Raw genomic sequence first — 19,779 nt, 5'->3', positions numbered from 1 at the left:
CGCAGGAAATAAATATTTACTTATTCCTTTTTAAATATTTCCTCGCCAACTTCGTCATATTCCCGCGGCCAGGGGAAACAAGCGCAGGCCGTTTCTCCCGTACTCCACTCAGACGATCGCCAGGTTTCGCTTGCGGGTAGGCGACGGGAACGCCTGGTCGAGCGCCCGCAGGTCGTCGGCGCTCAGTTCCAGGTCGGCCGCCGCCGCATTCTGGCGGATGTGAGCGGACGTCACCGCCTTCGGGATCGCGATCACCCCCTGCTCCAGTAGCCAGGCCAGGGCGACCTGGGCGCTGCTGGCGTCGTGGCGCGCGGCGATCTCGCCGAGCGCCGGGTGCCGTAGCAGCCTGCCGCCCTGCCCCACCGGACAGTAGGCCATCACCGGCATGCCGCGCTCCTGGCACCAGGGCAGCAGGTCGTATTCGATACCGCGTTCCTCCAGGTTGTACATAACCTGGTTGGCGGCACAGGCGCTGCCGTCCAGTTCGTACATGTCGCCCAGGTCGAAGTTGGACACGCCCCAGCGCAGGATCTTGCCCTGGTCGCGCAACCGCTCGAAGGCTTCGATGGTTTCCTCCAGCGGATACCGGCCCTGCCAGTGCAGCAGGTAGAGGTCGATGGTTTCGCAACCGAGCCGGCGCAGGCTGCGCTCGCAGGCTGCCGGCAGACCCTTGCGGCTGGCGTTGTGCGGGTAGACCTTGCTGACCAGGAAGACCTCTTCGCGGCGTCCCGCGATAGCCGCGCCGACCACGTCCTCGGCGCCGCCCTCGGCGTACATCTCGGCGGTATCGATCAGCGTCATCCCCAGCTCGATGCCTTCGCGCAGCGCCGCGACCTCGCGCTTGCGTTCGCCGGGCTGCTCGCCGATATGCCAGGTACCCTGGCCGATGGCGGCGACCTCCTGGCCATCGATCAGCGTGAGCGTTTTCATGCAGCGTCTCCTGTGGTGAATGGACGGGGCCTCATGCCCAGGGATCATAGCTGCCGAAGCTCCAGACGTGGCCCTCCGGATCGCGGCAAGTGAAGCCGCGACCGCCGTAGTCCTCGTCCTTGATGTCGATGACGATCTCGGCGCCGGCGGCCTGGGCGCTGCGGAACAGGGCGTCGGGATCGGCGACCACCAGGTAGAGGCTCTGGGTATTGCCGCCGGCTTCATCGACGTGCCGCATCAGCCGACCGTAGGCGTTGTCGCGGACGCTCGAGCCGAGCATCAGCATGCCGTTGGCGCCGTTCGGGCTGGCGTAGGTCAACTCGGCGTGGAGCACCTGTCCGTCCTCGCCGGGCACCACCAGCTTGCGCTGGAAGCCGAAGGTCCGGCACAGCCAGTCGATGGCGGCCGGCGCATCGCGGTAACGCAGGCAGGGAATGACGCTGGCGACGGTGTTGCTGGCGGGCGTGTGCATGGCGCATACCTCCGGGGGAAAGCACGACCACCAGCATAGACGCTGGACCGGACCGCCCCCGAGGCACGGATGGGCGGCGCGCCCTTCAGCGCAGCAGCGCCAGCACTCCGCCGAGCAACGGCACTCCGGCGGCGCAAGGCAATGCCCAGCGTGGCCGCCAGGCGAGCAGCAGGACCAGCGTGCCGGCCGCCAGCATCAGCAAGCAGGACCAGAAGACGATGCCGATCTCCACGCCCTGCCGGTGGATCGAGAAGGCCAGCGCCAGGCCCAGGTCGAGCAGCGCCACGCCGCGTAGCAGAAGCACCCGGGAAGCCGACGGCTGGTGGCCGAGGAGGTTCTTGTGGTGGCGGTTCATGGCCAGGCAGAGAGCGGTGAAGGCCAGCAGGTTGAGGCCGAAGACCAGCAGCATCAGGCCACCTCCTGGACGTTCAGGCGTCGCCGGGCAGGCTTGCTCGACGCTTGCCGACGTCGCCAGCCGAGCCAGGCGCAGAGCAGGCCGAGGCCCAGCAGGCTGAGGTCGACGCCGGCCAGCACCCAGTCGCCGCGCTGCAGGCTGGCCAGCAGGTTGCCTTCCGGGCTACGCAGCAGGCCGAGCAGCGGCAGGCCCAGCGCCAGCACGGCGGCGAGGCGCAGTTGCGTGCGACCGAGGGTCCCGCTGTTGCGGCGGACGATGGCCCACAGCGCGACCAGCGCCCAACTGGCGCAAAACACGCGGATCTCCCAGGTGTCGCGGCCGGCCAGTTGCGTCGGCAGCAGGCGGTTGCCCCACAGCAGCGCCAGGCTGGCCAGCGGCAGGCCGCCGCAGACCGCCAGGTTCAGCGCCCGCACCAGACCAACGCCGCGACTGCCGCGGGCCTCGCGCTTGGCCAGCCAGACCTGCAACCCGCCGAAGATCATCATCGCCCCGGACAGCCCGAGCAACAGGTACATCCAGCGCACCAACTGGCCGCCCCACTGGATCATGTGCAGGCCGGTCAGCCAGCCGTAGGTGGCGTAGCCGGGCGCATAGGACGGCTGGGCATGCAGCAGTTCGCCGCTGGAGGCATCGAAGTTGACCGTGCGCTGGTCGTCGAGGATGCGCGAGGCGTCGCGCCGGCGGATGTCCACGGTGGCCGCCTCGTCATAGGGATGGTGGACGCTGATCCAGCCCGGCGCGCCGCCGTCGGCCCAGACCTTGCCGGCCTCGACGATCAGGCCGTCGATGGACGCCGGCGGCCCCGCCGGGCGGCCGACTTCCTCGCGTTCGTAGGAGCCCTGCACTTCATGGAAGAAGCGCTCGCTATCGTTCTGGTAGACCACCTGCAGGCCCGCCTGCATGTAGTAGACGATGAAGATCACCAGGCCGGTGTAGGCGATCATCAGGTGGAACGGCAGGCCGATCACCCCCAGCACGTTGTGCGCGTCGAGCCAGGCGCGCTGCCGCGCCGCCTGCGGGCGCAGGGTGAAGAAGTCCTTGAAGATCCGCCGGTGCACGATGGTCCCGCTGACCAGCGCCACCAGCATCAGCATCCCGGCGATGCCGACGATGTACAGGCCGACCATGCCGGCGTGCAGGTCGTAGTGCAGGGTGAAGAAGAACTCGCCGCCGACCGTCTTCGGCAGCGGCTGGCCACTCACCGCGTCCAGCTGGAAGGCCTTGAACTCGCTGCCGTCGCGCGGTTCCCAGCCGGCGTTCCAGTAAGGCGCCCGCGCGCTCGGCGGCAGCATCCACCAGGCATGGGCATCGGGAGCGCGCTGGCGCAACCAGTCGCGCACCTGGTCGGCGCCCAGCGACTGCGCGCCGGGCAGGTGCAGGTCCGGCTGCATCCAGCGGGTCAGCTCCTTGTCGAAGCTGGCCAGGCTGCCGGCGAAGACGATGACGAACAGCAGCCAGCTGACCAGCAGCCCCGACCAGGTATGCAGGCCGGACATCGATTGACGCAGGTTCATGGACGCGCTCCGTAGTCGAGGCCGAGCCAGGCCAGGCCGCCCAGCGCCAGGCTGGCCAGCGCCAGCACCCAGCAGGCGCGCCAGGCGCTGCGCGCGGCGAAGGCGTAGACGATGGCCGCGACCCACACGGCGAAGCAGCCGAGGCTGCCGAACGAGACCCGGTCGGGACGCGGCAGCGGCAGGTAGATGCTCAGGCAGACGGTGACCGCATAGGCCAGCGCGTAGCCAAGCAGGACCGCGACGAGGATGCGGCCGGTGACGGACAGTCCGCCGGCCAGGGCCTGGCTGGTCATGGGGCGGCGTCCCGGGTGGAAACAGGGCCTTGCATCGTCGCTACCTCGTCTGGCTGGCACGGCGACGCCGCGCTCGCGGGTGGCGAGGCGGTCGTCGATTCGGAAGGTTTGCGACTGTATCTCAATTACGTTCGCATTTGTACTTGCTCCGGACGACCGCCAGGTCGCGGCACGCCTGGGATTGCCGGGGTCCGACGAGAGCGGGTCGTATCCCGCCGTCCCCGCCCGCCTCGCCATACGTCCATCTCCGCTCTGCGCAAGCGCGTCGAGCTTGGTAATATCGGCTGTTTGCGGTTTCGGCTGGTTCCGCCGAAGGACATACCGGATGACTTCACCCTCCGCCCCAGACACCCAGCTCAGCCTGGCCATCGACCCGGCCCGGCCGTATGCGCGGCTGACCCTCGGCAGCCACGTGCACAGCGGCTACGACCTGCGCAGCGGACGCATGCAGAGCATTTCCCGGCACCGCGCGGCGCTGGCCTTCATCTATGCCGGCGAGGCGGTTTCCGGGCGTCCCGGCAGCGAGCCACGGGTGGCCCAGCGGCGTATAGAACGGCGTCCGGCGCACGAGCAGGAATACCGCGAGACCCTGCGCCGCCTCGGCTTCAAGCCGGCGACCCGGCGCAGCGACGCGCTCGAGGAAAGCGCCGGCGAGATGTTCGAACTGCCCGGCGACAACGCCTGGCTGCACTTCATGCAGGACGACCTGCCGCGCCTGCGCCAGCAGGGCTGGTTCATCGACATCCGCGCCGACTTCGCCTACGACCTGACGCCCATCGACGCCTGGTACGCCGAGGTCGAGGAAGCCGACGACCGCCAGTGGTTCGAGCTGGAACTGGGCATCCAGGTCGCCGGACAGCGGGTCAGCCTGCTGCCGGCTCTGACCGAGCTGATCCGCCGCAGCCCGGCCCTGCTCGATCCGCGCGCCCTCGCCCGGCACGCCGACGAAGAGCAACTGGTGCTGCGCCTGGAACTCAACCCGCCGCTGCGCGTGGCGCTGCCCTTCGGCCGCCTGAAGCCGGTGCTGGCGACGCTTTCCGACTTCTACCTGGGCGACCCCGAACCGCAGCGCAAGCTGCGCCTGGGCGCACCGGACGCGGCGCGCCTGGCCGATCTCGACGAGTTGCCGCTGGCCTGGGAAGGCGGCGACAACCTGCGCGACTTCGCCCGCCGCCTACGCAGTTTCCAGGCTCGTCCGGCGACCCCGCCGCAAGGCCTGCGCGCCGAACTGCGGCCCTACCAGCTCGAAGGCCTGAGCTGGATGCAGACCCTGCGCGAACTCGACAGCGGCGGCGTGCTGGCCGACGACATGGGGCTGGGCAAGACCTTGCAGTCGCTGGCCCACGTGCTCCTGGAAAAGCAGGCCGGGCGGCTCGACACGCCGGCGCTGGTGGTGATGCCCACCAGCCTGATCCCCAACTGGCTGGACGAGGCCGAGCGCTTCGCCCCCGATCTGCGCGTGCTGGCCCTGCACGGCGCCGGCCGGCGCCGCGACTTCGCCCGCATCGACGAGCACGACCTGGTGCTGACCACCTATGCCTTGCTGCCACGCGACGCCGCCGAGCTGGGCAAGCGGCGGTTCCACCTGCTGATCCTCGACGAGGCGCAGAACATCAAGAACGCCACCACCAAGGCCGCCGTCGCCGCCCGCGAGCTAGCGGCACGGCATCGCCTGTGCCTGACCGGCACGCCGCTGGAGAACCACCTCGGCGAACTCTGGTCGCTGTTTCATTTCCTGATGCCCGGCTGGCTCGGCGATGCCCGCCAGTTCGCCCAGGACTACCGCACGCCGATCGAGAAGCACGGCGACGAGGCACGCCTCAGCCACCTGGCCGCGCGCCTGCGGCCGTTCCTGCTGCGACGGACCAAGGAACAGGTGGCCTCGGAACTGCCGCCGAAGAGCGAGTTCACCCAGTTCGTCGAACTCAGCGAGGCGCAACGCGAACTCTACGAGACCGTGCGCCTGGCGCTGGACCGCAAGGTCCGCGAGGAGATCGCCCGGCGCGGCCTGGCGCGCAGCCGCATCGTGATCCTCGAGGCGCTGCTCAAGCTGCGCCAGGTCTGCTGCGATACGCGCCTGCTGCAACGCCAGGAAGACGGCGCGCGCAGCGGCCGGGCGCTCAGCTCGGGCAAGCTGGCCTACCTGCTCGACATGCTCGACGAACTGATCGCCGAGGGTCGCCGGGTCCTGCTGTTCTCGCAGTTCACCTCGATGCTCGCGCTGATCGAGGACGCCCTGCGCCAGCGCGGCGTCGACTACGTCCTGCTGACCGGCGAGACCCGCGACCGCCGAGCCCCGGTACAGCGCTTCCAGAGCGGCAAGGTGCCGGTGTTCCTGATCAGCCTGAAGGCAGGCGGGGTCGGCCTCAACCTGACCGCGGCGGACACCGTGATCCACTACGATCCCTGGTGGAACCCGGCGGTGGAGAACCAGGCCAGCGACCGCGCCTACCGCATCGGCCAGGACAAGCCGGTGTTCGTCTACCGGCTGATCGCCCGCGGCACGGTGGAAGAGAAGATCCAGCACCTGCAGCAGGAAAAGGCCGCCCTCGCCGACGGCCTGTTCAGCGAAGGCAACGGCGACGGCTGGAAGCTCGACGAGGCCGATATCGACGCGCTGTTCGCGCCCCTGCCCAAGGCGCTCTGAGCGCCGCCCGGATTCAGCGCGCGACGCCGCGGTAGACGTAGGTCATCGGCCGCGGCCCGGGCAGGTAGCCCTGTTCCAGCTCGTCGATGCGAAAGCCGGCCTCGCGCAGCAAGGCCGGCATGTCGCGGTCCAGGTGGCAACCGCCGGCCAGCGGTTTCCACCAGGGCGTCAGGCGCCGTTGCCAGGCCAGCACCGAGGCGTCCGGCGCGCGCCCGTGCTCGCAGAACAGCAATTCGCCGCCACGCTTCAGCACCCGACGCATCTCGCCCAGCGCCGGCAGCGGCGCGGCGATGGAGCAAAGGGTGAAAGTGCAGACGATGGTGTCGAAGCTTTCCGCCTCGGCGCGGATCTCGCCAAGCTCGAGGGCGACCATTTCCACCGGGATGCCGATTTGCGCCGCGCGCTCGCGGGCCAGCGCCTGCATTTGCGCGGCCGGGTCGACGCCGACGATCGCCGACACCTTCGCCGCATCGTAGAAGCCCAGGTTGAGCCCGGTGCCCAGACCGACCTCCAGCACCCGCCCATGGGCGCGCGGCACCAGCAGCGAACGCTGCTTCATCACGTCGCCCATGCCGCAGGCGAAGTCGATCAGGCGCGGCAACACGTAACGGTCATAGATGCCCACGAAACTCTCTCCTGGCACAGCGACTGGAGGGGAAAGCATAGACCAGCGATGCATTAGACGATTGTCGACAATCAAGCGACGAATGATTGACCCCACGCAATCCAGGCGGTAGCTTTCGCAAACATTGTCGACACATCGACCCGGACAGCCAGTACCATGACCCAGAACCCGCCCCCTCTCGAGATTGCCCATGACGACGGCGAGACCTTGTCGGAACACGTCTTCCGCAAGATCCAGAGCGCCATCGTCAGCGGCGAGATCGCGCCGGGCAGCAAGATCTCCGAGCCGGAGCTGGCGCGCACCTACGGCATCAGCCGCGGCCCGCTGCGCGAGGCGATCCACCGCCTGGAAGGCCTGCGCCTGCTGGTGCGGGTGCCGCATGTCGGGGCGCGGGTGGTGTCGCTGAGCCACGCCGAGCTGATCGAACTCTACGAGATCCGCGAGTCCCTGGAAGGCATGGCCTGCCGACTGGCCGCCGAGCGCATGAGCCAGGCCGAGATCGACGAGTTGCGCCGGGTGCTCGACACCCACGAGCGCGACGAGGCGTTCCAGGCCGGGCGCGGCTATTACCAGCAGGAAGGCGACTACGACTTCCACTACCGGATCATCCAGGGCAGCGGCAACGCCACCCTCACCCGCATGCTCTGCGGCGAGCTCTACCAACTGGTGCGGATGTACCGCATCCAGTACTCGACCACACCGAACCGGCCGCGCCAGGCCTTCGCCGAACACCACCGCATTCTCGACGCCATCGCCGACCGTGACGGCGAACTGGCCGAGCTGCTGATGCGCCGCCACATCAGTGCGTCGCGCCGCAATATCGAGCGCCAGCTGGAACCCCAGCCGGCGAAGCTCGCCTCCGCTTCCTCCACCGTCTAAGAGGTCCGTGATGAGCCAGACGTCCCTTACCCCCGGCCAGCGCTTCCGCGAAGCCGTGGCCACCGAGCACCCGCTGCAGGTGGTCGGCACCATCAACGCCAACCACGCCCTGCTGGCCAAGCGCGCCGGCTTCAAGGCCATCTACCTGTCCGGCGGCGGCGTCGCCGCCGGTTCCCTGGGCCTGCCGGACCTGGGCATCAGCGGCCTCGACGACGTGCTCACCGACGTGCGCCGGATCACCGACGTCTGCGACCTGCCACTGCTGGTGGACGTCGACACCGGCTTCGGCTCCTCGGCGTTCAACGTCGCCCGCACGGTGAAGTCGATGATCAAGTTCGGCGCCGCCGCGATGCATATCGAGGACCAGGTCGGTGCCAAGCGCTGCGGCCATCGGCCGAACAAGGAGATCGTCTCGCAGCAGGAGATGGTCGACCGCATCAAGGCCGCCGTCGATGCCCGCAGCGACGACTCCTTCGTGATCATGGCGCGCACCGACGCGCTGGCCGTGGAAGGCCTGCAGGCCGCCATCGACCGCGCCTGCGCCTGCGTCGAGGCCGGCGCCGACATGATCTTCCCGGAAGCCATGACCGAACTGGCCATGTACAAGGAGTTCGCCGCCGCGGTGAAGGTGCCGGTGCTGGCCAACATCACCGAGTTCGGCGCCACCCCGCTGTTCACCACCGACGAACTGGCCTCCGCCGACGTGTCCCTGGTGCTCTACCCGCTGTCGGCCTTCCGCGCCATGAACAAGGCGGCGGAGAACGTCTACACCGCGATCCGTCGCGACGGCACCCAGAAGAACGTGATCGATACCATGCAGACCCGCATGGAGCTGTACGATCGCATCGATTACCACAGCTTCGAGCAGAAGCTCGACGCGCTCTTCGCGCAGAAGAAGAACGCCTGAGCATCGAGCCCGGCGTGCGCCTGAGCGCCGGTCCGCGAACCCCGTGAAACCGAGTTGCAGCATCCAGAAAAAATTCAAGAAAGGAGAGAGCAATGGCTGAAGCAAAAGTACTGAGTGGCGCCGGCCTGCGTGGCCAGGTGGCCGGCCAGACAGCCCTGTCCACCGTCGGCCAGGAAGGCGCCGGCCTGACCTACCGTGGCTACGACGTCCGCGACCTGGCGGCGGCGGCGATCTTCGAGGAAGTCGCCTACCTGCTGCTCTACGGCGAACTGCCGAACAAGCAACAGCTCGACGCCTACCTGAAGAAGCTCCAGGGCCAGCGCGACCTGCCGCAGGCGCTGAAGGAAGTTCTCGAACGGATTCCGAAGGACGCCCACCCGATGGACGTGATGCGCACCGGCGCCTCGGTCCTCGGCACCCTGGAACCGGAGCTGAGCTTCGACCAGCAGCGCGACGTCGCCGACCGCCTGCTCGCCGCCTTCCCGGCGATCATGACCTACTGGTACCGCTTCACCCACGAAGGCCAGCGCATCGACTGCAACAGCGACGAGCCGACCATCGGCGGGCACTTCCTCGCCCTGCTCCACGGCAGGAAGCCCAGCGAGCTGCACGTGAAGGTGATGAACGTCTCGCTGATCCTCTACGCCGAGCATGAGTTCAACGCATCCACCTTCACCGCGCGGGTTTGCGCCTCGACCCTGTCCGACCTCTACTCCTGCGTCACCGGCGCCATCGGCTCGCTGCGCGGCCCGCTGCACGGCGGCGCCAACGAGGCGGCGATGGAACTGATCGAACGCTTCTCTTCGCCGCAGGAAGCCACCGCCGAGCTGCTGAAGATGCTCGAGCGCAAGGACAAGATCATGGGCTTCGGGCATGCCATCTACAAGGATTCCGACCCGCGCAACGAAGTGATCAAGGGTTGGTCGAAGCAGCTCGCCGACGAGGTCGGCGACAAGGTCCTGTTCGCGGTTTCCGAAGCCATCGACAAGACCATGTGGGAGCAGAAGAAGCTGTTCCCCAACGCCGACTTCTACCACGCCTCGGCGTATCACTTCATGGGCATCCCGACCAAGCTGTTCACGCCGATCTTCGTCTGCTCGCGGACCAGCGGCTGGACCGCCCACGTCTTCGAACAGCGCGCCAACAACCGCATCATCCGCCCGAGCGCCGAGTACACCGGCGTCGAACAGCGCGCGTTCGTGCCGCTGGAGCAACGCTGATCCACGCCGTCCGGCGCGCCGAACGCGAGCGCGCCGGACGGTTGCCGCACCCAGAATTCGAAAGGCCGGCGTGGGCTGCGCCACGGCGCGAGCGACACGCTTCCGAACACCCCGTGATTGAGTCCGAGCCATGAACAGCGCACACCGCAAACCGCTCCCCGGCACCCGCCTGGACTACTTCGACGCCCGCGAGGCGGTCGAGGCGATCCAGCCCGGCGCCTACGCCAAGCTGCCCTATACCTCCCGCGTGCTCGCCGAGAACCTGGTGCGCCGCTGCGCCCCGGCGACCCTGGAGGCTTCGCTGCGCCAACTGGTCGAGCGCAAGCGCGACCTCGACTTCCCCTGGTACCCGGCGCGGGTGGTCTGCCATGACATCCTCGGGCAGACCGCTCTGGTCGACCTCGCCGGCCTGCGCGACGCCATCGCCGACAAGGGCGGCGACCCGGCCCAGGTCAACCCGGTGGTGCCGGTGCAACTGATCGTCGACCACTCGCTGGCGGTGGAATGCGGCGGCTACGACCCCGAGGCCTTCGCCAAGAACCGCGCCATCGAGGACCGCCGCAACGAGGACCGCTTCCACTTCATCGACTGGACCAAGCAGGCCTTCCGCAACGTCGACGTGATCCCGCCGGGCAACGGCATCATGCACCAGATCAACCTGGAGAAAATGTCGCCGGTGATCCAGGCGCGCGACGGCGTGGCCTTCCCCGATACCTGCGTGGGTACCGACAGCCATACCCCGCACGTCGACGCCCTGGGCGTGATCGCCATCGGCGTCGGCGGCCTGGAAGCGGAGAACGTGATGCTCGGCCGCGCCTCCTGGATGCGCCTGCCGGACATCGTCGGCGTCGAGCTGAGCGGCCGTCGCCAGCCGGGCATCACCGCCACCGACGTGGTGCTGGCCCTGACCGAGTTCCTGCGCAAGCAGAAGGTGGTCGGCGCCTACCTGGAGTTCTACGGCGAAGGCGCCTCCAGCCTGACCCTCGGCGACCGCGCGACCATCTCCAACATGGCTCCGGAATACGGCGCCACCGCGGCGATGTTCGCCATCGACCAGCAGACCATCGACTACCTGCGCCTCACCGGCCGCGACGACGAGCAGGTCGCCCTGGTGGAGGCCTATGCGCGCACCGCCGGGCTCTGGGCCGACAGCCTGGTCGACGCCGAGTACGAGCGGGTGCTGAAGTTCGACCTGTCCAGCGTGGTGCGCAACATGGCCGGCCCGTCCAATCCGCACGCCAGGGTCGCCACCAGCGAACTGGCGGCGAAAGGCATCGCCGGCAACCTCGAGCGGGCCCGCGCCGAGGAAGCCGAGGGCCTGATGCCGGACGGCGCGGTGATCATCGCCGCGATCACCAGTTGCACCAACACCAGCAACCCGCGCAACGTGATCGCCGCCGGCCTGCTGGCGCGCAACGCCGACCGCCTCGGCCTGGTCCGCAAGCCATGGGTGAAGACCTCGCTGGCACCCGGCTCCAAGGTGGTCACCGAATACCTGCGCGAAGCCGGCCTGCTGCCGCACCTGGAAGCCCTCGGCTTCGGCGTGGTGGCCTACGCCTGCACGTCTTGCAACGGCATGTCCGGCGCCCTCGACCCGGCGATCCAGCGGGAGATCGTCGAGCGCGACCTGTACGCCACCGCGGTGCTCTCCGGCAACCGCAACTTCGACGGGCGCATCCACCCCTACGCCAAGCAGGCCTTCCTCGCCTCGCCGCCGCTGGTGGTGGCCTACGCCATCGCCGGGACCATCCGCTTCGACATCGAGCGCGACGTGCTCGGCGTGGCGGACGGCAAGGAGATCCGCCTGAAGGACCTCTGGCCGAGCGACGAGGAGATCGACGCGGTGGTCAGGGCGGCGGTGAAGCCCGAGCAGTTCCGCCAGGTCTACATCCCGATGTTCGACATCACCCACGGCGAGCGCGAGAAGGTCGACCCGCTCTACGCCTGGCGCCCGACGAGCACCTACATCCGCCGCCCGCCGTACTGGGAAGGCGCCCTCGCCGGCGAACGCACCCTGCGCGGCATGCGCCCGCTGGCGGTGCTGCCGGACAACATCACCACCGACCACCTGTCGCCGTCCAACGCGATCCTCGCCGACAGCGCGGCAGGCGAATACCTGGCGAAAATGGGCCTGCCCGAGGAGGACTTCAACTCCTACGCCACCCACCGCGGCGACCACCTCACCGCGCAACGCGCGACCTTCGCCAACCCGAAGCTGTTCAACGAGATGGTGCGCAACGCCGACGGCAGCGTGAAGCAGGGTTCGCTGGCGCGGGTCGAGCCGGAAGGCAAGGTGATGCGCATGTGGGAAGCCATCGAGACCTACATGGAGCGCAAGCAGCCGCTGATCATCGTCGCCGGCGCCGACTACGGGCAGGGTTCTTCGCGCGACTGGGCGGCCAAGGGCGTGCGCCTGGCCGGGGTGGAGGCGATCGTCGCCGAGGGCTTCGAGCGCATCCACCGCACCAACCTGATCGGCATGGGCGTGCTGCCGCTGGAGTTCAAGCCGGGTACCACCCGCCTGACCCTGGGGATCGACGGCAGCGAGACCTTCGACGTGCTCGGCGCTCGCCGGCCACGCGCCGACCTGACCCTGGTCATCCACCGGCGCGACGGAGAGCGGCTCGAAGTGCCGGTGACCTGCCGCCTGGACAGCGACGAGGAAGTCTCCATCTACGAAGCCGGCGGCGTACTGCAACGCTTCGCCCAGGACTTCCTGGAGGCGGCCGGCGCCTGATGGCGCCGGCGAAACACCCTGGTAGGACGGACGACGCGTAGCGTCATCCGCCGACGACCGGCAGCGGCTGTCGAACGCAGCCGCTGCCCTTGAATTCGATTGCCGAGGACGACGACGCATGGCCCACCCACCCCAGATCCGCATCCCCGCCACCTACCTGCGCGGCGGCACCAGCAAGGGCGTGTTCTTCCGCCTGGAAGACCTGCCGGAATCCTGCCGGGTCCCCGGCGAGGCGCGCGACCGGCTGTTCATGCGGGTGATCGGCAGTCCCGACCCCTATGCCGCGCACATCGACGGGATGGGCGGCGCCACCTCCAGCACCAGCAAGTGCGTGATCCTCTCGAAGAGCAGCCAGCCGGGCCATGACGTCGACTACCTCTACGGCCAGGTCTCCATCGACAAGCCCTTCGTCGACTGGAGCGGCAACTGCGGCAACCTCTCCACCGGGGCCGGCGCCTTCGCCCTGCACGCCGGGCTGGTGGATCCGGCGCGGATACCGGAAGACGGCATCTGCGAGGTGCGCATCTGGCAGGCCAATATCGGCAAGACCATCATCGCCCACGTGCCGGTGAGCGGCGGCCAAGTCCAGGAAACCGGCGACTTCGAACTGGACGGAGTGACCTTCCCGGCGGCCGAGATCGTGCTGGAGTTCCTCGACCCGTCCGAGGACGGCGAGGACGGCGGCGCCATGTTCCCCACCGGCAACCTGGTGGACGACCTGGAGGTGCCGGGGGTCGGTACCTTCAAGGCGACCATGATCAACGCCGGGATTCCCACGGTGTTCGTCAATGCCGAGGACATCGGCTACCGCGGCACCGAGCTGCGCGAAGAGATCAACGGCGACCCGCAGCAACTGGCGCGCTTCGAACGGATCCGCGTCGCCGGCGCCCTGCGCATGGGCCTGATCAAGACCCCCGAGGAAGCCGCGACCCGCCAGCACACGCCGAAGATCGCCTTCGTCGCCCCGCCCCGCGACTACCGCACCGCCAGCGGCAAGCTGGTGGCGGCCGGCGATATCGACCTGCTGGTCCGCGCGCTGTCCATGGGCAAGCTGCACCACGCGATGATGGGTACCGCGGCGGTGGCCATCGGCACCGCCGCGGCCATTCCCGGCACCCTGGTGAACCTCGCCGCCGGCGGCGGCGAACGCAGCGCGGTACGCTTCGGCCATCCCTCCGGCACCCTGCGAGTGGGCGCCGAGGCCAGCCAGGCGAACGGCGAATGGACGGTGACCAAGGCGATCATGAGCCGCAGCGCGCGAATCCTCATGGAAGGCTGGGTGCGCGTACCCGGCGAGGCCTTCTGAACCGACCTATCCTTGCTCCGGCCTTCCGCCACCGCGAAAGGCCGGGGCGTCTTGCAGCCACGACAAGAAAAACCATCCCCGAACCAGCCTGACCCGAGAGGAAACCCACCACTTACGAACCACTGGAGTACGCGATGAGTGCCAACGTCGATCTCAACCAACGTCCCGACTACGACGCCGTCCTGCAGGACATCGCCGACTACGTGCTGGACTACCGCATCGATTCCGCGGAGGCCCTGGACACCGCCCGCAACTGCCTGATGGATACCCTCGGCTGCGGCCTGCTGGCGCTGCGCTTCCCGGAATGCACCAAGCACCTCGGCCCGCTGGTCGAGGGCACCCTGGTCCCGCACGGCGCGCGGGTGCCGGGCACCTCCTTCCGGCTCGACCCGGTCAAGGCCGCCTGGGACATCGGCTGCATCGTCCGCTGGCTGGACTACAACGACACCTGGCTGGCCGCCGAGTGGGGCCATCCCTCGGACAACCTCGGCGGCATCCTCGCCGTCGCCGACCACCTCTCGCAGAAACGCCTGGCCAACGGCGAAGCGCCGCTGAGCATGCGCCAGGTACTGGAAGCGATGATCATGGCCCACGAGATCCAGGGCGTGATCGCCCTGGAGAACTCGTTCAATCGCGTCGGCCTCGACCATGTGCTGCTGGTCAAGGTCGCGTCCACCGCCGTCTGCGCCAAGCTGATGGGGGCCGACCGCGAGCAACTGCTGGCCGCCCTCTCCCACGCCTTCGTCGACGGCCAGGCCCTGCGCACCTACCGTCACGCACCGAACGCCGGCTCGCGCAAGTCCTGGGCCGCTGGCGACGCGACGAGCCGCGGCGTACGCCTGGCGGACATCGCCTTGCGCGGCGAGATGGGCATCCCCGGCGTGCTCAGCGCGCCGCAGTGGGGTTTCTACGATGTCCTGTTCAGCCACACCAGCAAGGACCTGGCGACCAAGCCCGAGGACAAGCGGCGCTTCAGCTTCCCCCAGGGCTACGGCAGCTACGTGATGGAAAACGTGCTGTTCAAGATCAGCTTCCCCGCCGAATTCCACGCGCAGACCGCCGCCGAGGCCGCCGTGCGCCTGCATCCGCTGGTGAAGGACCGCCTGCAACGGATCAGCCGCATCGTCATCACCACCCACGAGTCGGCGATCCGCATCATTTCCAAGGTCGGCCCGCTGGCCAACCCCGCCGACCGCGACCATTGCCTGCAGTACATGACCGCCGTGCCGCTGATCTTCGGCGACCTGGTGGCCGAGCACTACGAGGACGCTTTCCACGCCGCCCACCCGCTGATCGACCGCTTGCGCGAGAAAATGGAGATCGTCGAGGAGCCGCGCTACAGCCGTGAATACCTGGAGGCGGACAAGCGCTCCATCGCCAACGCCGTGGAAGTGTTCTTCGACGACGGCAGCAGCACCGGCCAGGTCGCCGTGGAGTACCCGCTCGGCCATCGCCGCCGGCGCGCCGAGGGCATTCCGCTGCTGCAGGAGAAGTTCAAGGCCAACCTGGCCACGCGCTTCCCGCCGCAGCGCTGCCAGAGGATCTTCGACCTGTGCAGCCACCAGGCGTCACTGGAAGCCACGCCGGTGAACCGCTTCATGGACCTCCTGGCGATCTGAGCGCGCCCGCCTGGAAGGCGCTGGGCGGCTGGCCGAGGACCCGGCGGAACATGGTCGAGAAGGCTGCCGGGCTCTGGTAGCCGCAGTCCAGGGCGATGGCGGTGACCGTTTCGCCGCCGGCCAGCCGCGCCAGTGCCTGCACCACGCAGGCGCGCTGCTTCCAGGCCCCGAAGCTGAGGCCGGTGTAGCGACGGAAGGTGCGGTTGAAACTGCGCAGGCTGGTATGCAGCAGCCCGGCCCAGCGCTCGGCGCTGGCGCGGATGTCGGGCTCGACGAGGAACGCCTCGCAAAGCGCCAGCCAGCGCGGCTCGGGCGGCAAGGGCACGTGCAGCGGCAGCGTCTCGGCCGCCGCCAGCTCATGGAGCAACAGCGTCGCCAGCGCGCCGTCGCGACCTTCGGTGTCGTATTCCAGGGGCATGTCCACCGCCGCCAGCAACAGTTGCCGCAGCAACGGCGACACCGCCAGCACCTGGCAGTGCGCCGGCATCGCCGTGGCGCTGCCGGGCTCGATGTACAGGCTGCGGGTGCTCACCCCGAGCATTCGCACCTCATGCTCGACGCCCGGCGGAATCCACACTGCGCGCTGTGGCGGCACCACCCAGCCGGCGTCGCCGGTACGCACCTGCATCACCCCGCTGGCACCGTACAGCAATTGCGCGCGACGGTGCCGATGGCGCGGCAGCAGGTAGCCGTCGGGATAGTCGGTACCCATGGCCACCACGGCCCGGGGCGTGGCGTCGTACTGCTCGATGGAAGCGTTGCGCATGGTCGAAGTACCTGGCCGAAAGGCGAATAGTATTGGCCAACCTCGCAAAGCGGGCCAACCCCGGGACACCTAAGCTGGCCTTCCGCTCTCGCTCCGGAAACCCGCCATGTTCTATCTCCTGCTCTTTCTCTGCGGCTGCCTCACCGGGGTCAGCGCCGTGTTGTTCGGCTTTGGCGGCGGCTTCGTGGTGGTGCCGCTGCTCTATCACCTGCTGCAACTCGGTCGCGCCGCCGACGACCCGCTGGCCCAGGCGGCCATGCAGGTCGCGGTGGCCACCTCGACCTGCGTGATGATCGTCAACGCCGCCCTCGCCACCTATCGCCACCGGCGCGCCGGCAGCCTGCTGCGCGCCTATGTCTGGCCGCTGGGCGCGTACATCGGTGTCGGCGCGGTGCTCGGCGCGGCGCTGGTCGGCCTGGCCAGCGGCGACTTCATCCGCCTGGCCTTCGTCGCCTACCTCGCCATCACCATCCTCGACTGCCTGTTGCGCCGCGGCTTCCTCAGCCGCGCCGAGGAGCGCCAGGCGCGGCCGCTGGGTGTCGGCGAGACGCGCCTGGGCGGAATGCTGATCGGTGCGATCGCCACCTTCCTCGGCGTCGGAGGCAGCGTGATGACCGTACCGCTGCTGCGCCGCTGCGGGCTGAGCATGACCCAGGCGACCTCCATGGCCAACCCGCTGAGCCTGCCGGTGGCTCTTGGCGGCACCCTTACCTACCTGGTCCTGGCCGGCTACCAGGAGCAAGGCCTGGGCCGAGGCTTCGTCGGCTACATCGACCTGCTGGCCTTCGCCACCCTGGCCGGCGGCGGCTGGCTCGGCATCCGCCTGGCGACCCCGCTGATCGGGCGGATTCCCGATGCGCTGCATGCACGGGTGTACGTCGGCCTGCTGGCGGCGGTGATGCTGAGCATGCTGGCGGGCTGATGCCCCAGCCTGGGTAGGGCGAATAACGCCAACGGCGTTATCCGCCGCACCGGGCCGGATATCGGCGCAACGAAAAAAGGGCCTCGTCCGAGGCCCTTCTTCCTTTCCGGCGCTACACCGCTCAGGACGCCGCGCGGCTTACCGCGCCGGCGCCGGCAGGCTCCTTCGGCGCCAGGTTGAAGGCGTAGTACAGGACGGTCAGCAGCAGGATGAACGGCGGGCCGATGTAGAGGGCGATGCGGGTGTCCTCGAAGAAGGCCATCAGCACCACCACCATCACCAGGAACGCCAGCGCCAGGTAGGAACTGAGCGGGTACAGCCACATGCGGTATTGCAGCTTGTCGCACTCGGCCGGGCTGAGCGTCTTGCGGAAGCGCAACTGGGCCAGCAGGATCATCGCCCAGGTCCAGATCGCGCCGAAGGTGGCGATGGAGGTCACCCAGACGAACACCTTCTCCGGCACCAGGTAGTTCAGCAACACGCCCAGCAGCAGCGCCAGGATCGACAGGATCAGCGCCCGGCGCGGTACGCCGCTGCGCGAGGCCTTGCCGAAGAAGGCCGGGGCCTGGCGATGCTGGGCCAGGCTGTAGAGCATGCGCCCGGTACTGAAGATGCCGCCATTGCAGGACGACAGTGCGGCGGTGATCACCACGAAGTTGATGATCCCGGCGGCGGTCTTGATGCCCATGCGCTCGAAGGTCATCACGAAGGGGCTGCCCTGGGTGCCGATCTCGTTCCACGGATAGAGCGACATGATCACGAACAGCGAGCCGACATAGAACAGCAGGATGCGCCAGAACACCGAGTTGATCGCGCTGGGAATGGTCTTGGTCGGGTTACGCGCTTCGCCGGCGGTGAGGCCGATCATTTCCACCCCGAGGTAGGCGAACATCACCATCTGCAGCGACATCAGCACGCCCTGGATGCCATTGGGCATGAAGCCGCCGTGGGCCCAGAGGTTGGAGATGCCGGTGGCGATGCCGTCGTTGCCGAAGCCGAAGACGATCATGCCGATGCCGACCACCACCATCGCCAGGATGGTGACGATCTTGATCAGGGCGAACCAGAACTCGAACTCGCCGAAGGCACGCACCGCGATGAGGTTGATCGTGCCCATGCTCGCCAGGGCCGCCAGGGCCCAGATCCAGCGCGGCACGTCGGGGAACCAGATGCCCATGTAGACGGCGACGGCGGTGATCTCGGCGACACAGGTCACCAGCCAGAGGAACCAGTAGTTCCAGCCGGTGATGAAGCCCGCCAGCGGGCCCAGGTAATCCTTGGCGTACTGGCTGAAGGAACCGGCCACCGGATTGTGTACCGCCATCTCGCCGAGGGCGCGCATGATCACCAGGATCGCCAGGCCGCCGAGGATGTAGGAGATCATGATGGCCGGGCCGGCCATCTGGATGGCCTTCGCCGAGCCCAGGAACAGGCCGACGCCGATACAGGCGCCGAGCGCCATCAGGCGGATGTGTCGCTCACCGAGCTCGCGCTTCAGGGAGCCGTCTTGAACCTTCTGTTCGCCGACAGACGACATGGGAACAACCTCATTTTGTTATTGAGATAGATCAGTTGCGGACTCGCTCGTGCGGTCGGGGTAGGGAAGCGGATTTCACCAACGGCGCGGCCCCTGCGCGATACCGCACAGCGGGCGACGACGGGGCGTCATAGGTTCCAGGACTGCACACCGGAAGAGGCTGTCCGCTCTCGTGGAGCGAACGTGGGCATTGCGGGAGTCGACTACAACTGAGGTCGGGCCGGAGTTTTACACAAGATTTCGAGGCCGTCATGCCCCGCAACAGGGCAACTGGACCAAAGGCGTAAGCGCTCTGCAACGCCCATTGCGGGGCTGAAAGGTTTCACTCGGCGAGTCCCGCCCGCAGCAACAGGGACAGCGGCCTGCCGAGCCGGGGATGGACGGTTTCGCTCAGGCCCCGCAGGCGCCAGCCGCTGCCGTCGAGCAGCGCCAGCCAGGACTCCAGGGTGCGGAAATACCAGGGCATGCTGTCGCGGAAGCCTTCGCCGAAGCCGTCGAAGCGCTCCTCGCGCCAGCCGTCGCGGTAGTCCTCGTCGCCGGCGGCCCAGGGATGCAGGGTCTGGATCAGCAACTCGCCGCCGCTTTCCAGCAGCGCCGGCCAGGCCGCCAGGCAACCGGCAAGGTCTTCGTCGAGCAGGGAGAAATTGCACACCAGGGCGTCGAAACGACCGAGCCCCGAGGCCGCATCCAGCTCGCGGTAGGCCAGGCGCCGGAAGCTACCTCCGCCCGCAGCGCGGGCGAGTTCGATCAGTTCCGGCGAGGCGTCGATGCCGACGCATTCGCCGACCTCGCCGGCCAGCGCCCGGCACAGCCAGCCCTCGCCGCAGCCGATATCCAGCAGGCGCCGCGGCGCGCGCTGGCGCAGCGCCTGGAGAATCGCGTCGTCGGTGGCCTGGCGGCGGCTTTCCAGGCGTCCCTCGCGCACGGCGCGAGCCCAGGCCTCGGCATTGCCGCGCCAGCTGCGTTCGAGCCGTCGGCTGCGCTCCATGG

Annotated in this window: 17 protein-coding genes; 8 read left to right on the top strand and 9 right to left on the bottom strand. The window is 68.4% G+C overall.

Annotation, left to right across the window (positions count from 1 at the left end; genetic code table 11):
* Positions 1-108 precede the first annotated feature (108 nt).
* The 5 genes from LT948_RS00700 to LT948_RS00680 form a co-directional block, all read right to left on the bottom strand.
* Positions 109-930, bottom strand: a complete 822-nt coding sequence (locus LT948_RS00700; protein ID WP_023092173.1) for an aldo/keto reductase — start codon at positions 928-930, stop codon at positions 109-111.
* Positions 931-961: 31 nt separating this feature from the next.
* Positions 962-1,402, bottom strand: a complete 441-nt coding sequence (locus LT948_RS00695) for a VOC family protein (RefSeq protein WP_003085641.1) — start codon at positions 1,400-1,402, stop codon at positions 962-964.
* Between the two features lie 85 nt (positions 1,403-1,487).
* Positions 1,488-1,811: a DUF3325 domain-containing protein gene (locus tag LT948_RS00690; protein WP_004364132.1), complete on the bottom strand. Its 324-nt coding sequence runs from the start codon at positions 1,809-1,811 to the stop codon at positions 1,488-1,490.
* On the bottom strand, positions 1,811-3,331 hold the full coding sequence (locus LT948_RS00685) for a PepSY-associated TM helix domain-containing protein (RefSeq protein ID WP_023092174.1): 1,521 nt from the start codon (positions 3,329-3,331) through the stop codon (positions 1,811-1,813). The genes LT948_RS00690 and LT948_RS00685 overlap by 1 nt, the downstream gene beginning before the upstream one ends.
* Complete coding sequence (locus tag LT948_RS00680) at positions 3,328-3,624, bottom strand: DUF3649 domain-containing protein (RefSeq protein WP_023092175.1); 297 nt, start codon at positions 3,622-3,624, stop codon at positions 3,328-3,330. Before LT948_RS00680 ends, LT948_RS00685 begins: the two co-directional genes overlap by 4 nt.
* Before the next feature lie 655 nt (positions 3,625-4,279).
* Here LT948_RS00680 and LT948_RS00675 point away from each other — a divergent pair.
* Positions 4,280-6,271 carry a DEAD/DEAH box helicase gene (locus tag LT948_RS00675; RefSeq protein WP_003140910.1) on the top strand — a complete coding sequence of 664 codons (1,992 nt, stop codon included), beginning with the start codon at positions 4,280-4,282 and terminating at the stop codon, positions 6,269-6,271.
* A 13-nt stretch (positions 6,272-6,284) separates the two neighbouring features.
* On the opposite strand, the gene LT948_RS00670 is transcribed toward LT948_RS00675, so the two are convergent.
* Positions 6,285-6,935: a class I SAM-dependent methyltransferase gene (locus LT948_RS00670; protein ID WP_073656955.1), complete on the bottom strand. Its 651-nt coding sequence runs from the start codon at positions 6,933-6,935 to the stop codon at positions 6,285-6,287.
* 117 nt (positions 6,936-7,052) lie between these two features.
* Between LT948_RS00670 and LT948_RS00665 the strand changes: the two genes are divergently transcribed.
* From LT948_RS00665 to prpD, 6 genes are all read left to right on the top strand, one after another.
* Complete coding sequence (locus LT948_RS00665) at positions 7,053-7,775, top strand: GntR family transcriptional regulator (RefSeq protein ID WP_003085635.1); 723 nt, start codon at positions 7,053-7,055, stop codon at positions 7,773-7,775.
* Positions 7,776-7,785: 10 nt separating this feature from the next.
* Positions 7,786-8,682: a methylisocitrate lyase gene (prpB, locus tag LT948_RS00660; RefSeq protein ID WP_003103044.1), complete on the top strand. Its 897-nt coding sequence runs from the start codon at positions 7,786-7,788 to the stop codon at positions 8,680-8,682.
* 92 nt (positions 8,683-8,774) lie between these two features.
* Positions 8,775-9,902: a bifunctional 2-methylcitrate synthase/citrate synthase gene (prpC, locus tag LT948_RS00655; RefSeq protein ID WP_003085628.1), complete on the top strand. Its 1,128-nt coding sequence runs from the start codon at positions 8,775-8,777 to the stop codon at positions 9,900-9,902.
* A gap of 130 nt (positions 9,903-10,032) precedes the next feature.
* Positions 10,033-12,639, top strand: a complete 2,607-nt coding sequence (acnD, locus tag LT948_RS00650) for a Fe/S-dependent 2-methylisocitrate dehydratase AcnD (RefSeq protein WP_023092178.1) — start codon at positions 10,033-10,035, stop codon at positions 12,637-12,639.
* 118 nt (positions 12,640-12,757) lie between these two features.
* A complete protein-coding gene (gene prpF / locus LT948_RS00645) occupies positions 12,758-13,945 on the top strand; it encodes a 2-methylaconitate cis-trans isomerase PrpF (protein WP_023092179.1) in 1,188 nt (395 codons plus the stop codon).
* A 134-nt stretch (positions 13,946-14,079) separates the two neighbouring features.
* A complete protein-coding gene (gene prpD, locus LT948_RS00640; protein ID WP_003109750.1) occupies positions 14,080-15,564 on the top strand; it encodes a 2-methylcitrate dehydratase in 1,485 nt (494 codons plus the stop codon).
* Here prpD and LT948_RS00635 read toward each other — a convergent pair.
* Positions 15,542-16,330 (bottom strand): AraC family transcriptional regulator, encoded by a 789-nt coding sequence (locus LT948_RS00635; protein WP_009875980.1) that lies wholly within the window; start codon positions 16,328-16,330, stop codon positions 15,542-15,544. The two genes, prpD and LT948_RS00635, sit on opposite strands and share 23 nt — an antisense overlap.
* 106 nt (positions 16,331-16,436) lie before the next feature.
* On the opposite strand from LT948_RS00635, the gene LT948_RS00630 reads away from it, so the two are divergent.
* A complete protein-coding gene (locus LT948_RS00630) occupies positions 16,437-17,252 on the top strand; it encodes a sulfite exporter TauE/SafE family protein (protein ID WP_023092180.1) in 816 nt (271 codons plus the stop codon).
* Between the two features lie 121 nt (positions 17,253-17,373).
* Here LT948_RS00630 and LT948_RS00625 read toward each other — a convergent pair whose 3' ends face one another.
* Positions 17,374-18,789 carry an amino acid permease gene (locus LT948_RS00625; RefSeq protein ID WP_023092181.1) on the bottom strand — a complete coding sequence of 472 codons (1,416 nt, stop codon included), beginning with the start codon at positions 18,787-18,789 and terminating at the stop codon, positions 17,374-17,376.
* A 322-nt stretch (positions 18,790-19,111) separates the two neighbouring features.
* The gene (locus LT948_RS00620; protein ID WP_023092182.1) at positions 19,112-19,777 is read right to left on the bottom strand and encodes a class I SAM-dependent methyltransferase; all 666 of its coding nucleotides are present in this window, start codon (positions 19,775-19,777) and stop codon (positions 19,112-19,114) included.
* Between the last annotated feature and the right edge of the window lie 2 nt (positions 19,778-19,779).

It is taken from the genome of Pseudomonas sp. CP-1 (assembly GCF_021213715.1).
Taxonomy (GTDB): domain Bacteria; phylum Pseudomonadota; class Gammaproteobacteria; order Pseudomonadales; family Pseudomonadaceae; genus Pseudomonas; species Pseudomonas aeruginosa.
This window is presented reverse-complemented; position numbering and strand designations above follow the sequence as displayed.

What these genes read in the sequence shown, in the direction of transcription:
- LT948_RS00700 (WP_023092173.1), bottom strand. Translation starts at nt 930, where the DNA reads ATGAAAACGCTCACGCTGATCGATGGCCAGGAGGTCGCCGCCATCGGC.
- LT948_RS00695 (WP_003085641.1), bottom strand. Translation starts at nt 1,402, where the DNA reads ATGCACACGCCCGCCAGCAACACCGTCGCCAGCGTCATTCCCTGCCTG.
- LT948_RS00690 (WP_004364132.1), bottom strand. Translation starts at nt 1,811, where the DNA reads ATGCTGCTGGTCTTCGGCCTCAACCTGCTGGCCTTCACCGCTCTCTGC.
- LT948_RS00685 (WP_023092174.1), bottom strand. Translation starts at nt 3,331, where the DNA reads ATGAACCTGCGTCAATCGATGTCCGGCCTGCATACCTGGTCGGGGCTG.
- LT948_RS00680 (WP_023092175.1), bottom strand. Translation starts at nt 3,624, where the DNA reads ATGACCAGCCAGGCCCTGGCCGGCGGACTGTCCGTCACCGGCCGCATC.
- LT948_RS00675 (WP_003140910.1), top strand. Translation starts at nt 4,280, where the DNA reads ATGTTCGAACTGCCCGGCGACAACGCCTGGCTGCACTTCATGCAGGAC.
- LT948_RS00670 (WP_073656955.1), bottom strand. Translation starts at nt 6,935, where the DNA reads ATGCTTTCCCCTCCAGTCGCTGTGCCAGGAGAGAGTTTCGTGGGCATC.
- LT948_RS00665 (WP_003085635.1), top strand. Translation starts at nt 7,053, where the DNA reads ATGACCCAGAACCCGCCCCCTCTCGAGATTGCCCATGACGACGGCGAG.
- prpB (WP_003103044.1), top strand. Translation starts at nt 7,786, where the DNA reads ATGAGCCAGACGTCCCTTACCCCCGGCCAGCGCTTCCGCGAAGCCGTG.
- prpC (WP_003085628.1), top strand. Translation starts at nt 8,775, where the DNA reads ATGGCTGAAGCAAAAGTACTGAGTGGCGCCGGCCTGCGTGGCCAGGTG.
- acnD (WP_023092178.1), top strand. Translation starts at nt 10,033, where the DNA reads ATGAACAGCGCACACCGCAAACCGCTCCCCGGCACCCGCCTGGACTAC.
- prpF (WP_023092179.1), top strand. Translation starts at nt 12,758, where the DNA reads ATGGCCCACCCACCCCAGATCCGCATCCCCGCCACCTACCTGCGCGGC.
- prpD (WP_003109750.1), top strand. Translation starts at nt 14,080, where the DNA reads ATGAGTGCCAACGTCGATCTCAACCAACGTCCCGACTACGACGCCGTC.
- LT948_RS00635 (WP_009875980.1), bottom strand. Translation starts at nt 16,330, where the DNA reads ATGCGCAACGCTTCCATCGAGCAGTACGACGCCACGCCCCGGGCCGTG.
- LT948_RS00630 (WP_023092180.1), top strand. Translation starts at nt 16,437, where the DNA reads ATGTTCTATCTCCTGCTCTTTCTCTGCGGCTGCCTCACCGGGGTCAGC.
- LT948_RS00625 (WP_023092181.1), bottom strand. Translation starts at nt 18,789, where the DNA reads ATGTCGTCTGTCGGCGAACAGAAGGTTCAAGACGGCTCCCTGAAGCGC.
- LT948_RS00620 (WP_023092182.1), bottom strand. Translation starts at nt 19,777, where the DNA reads ATGGAGCGCAGCCGACGGCTCGAACGCAGCTGGCGCGGCAATGCCGAG.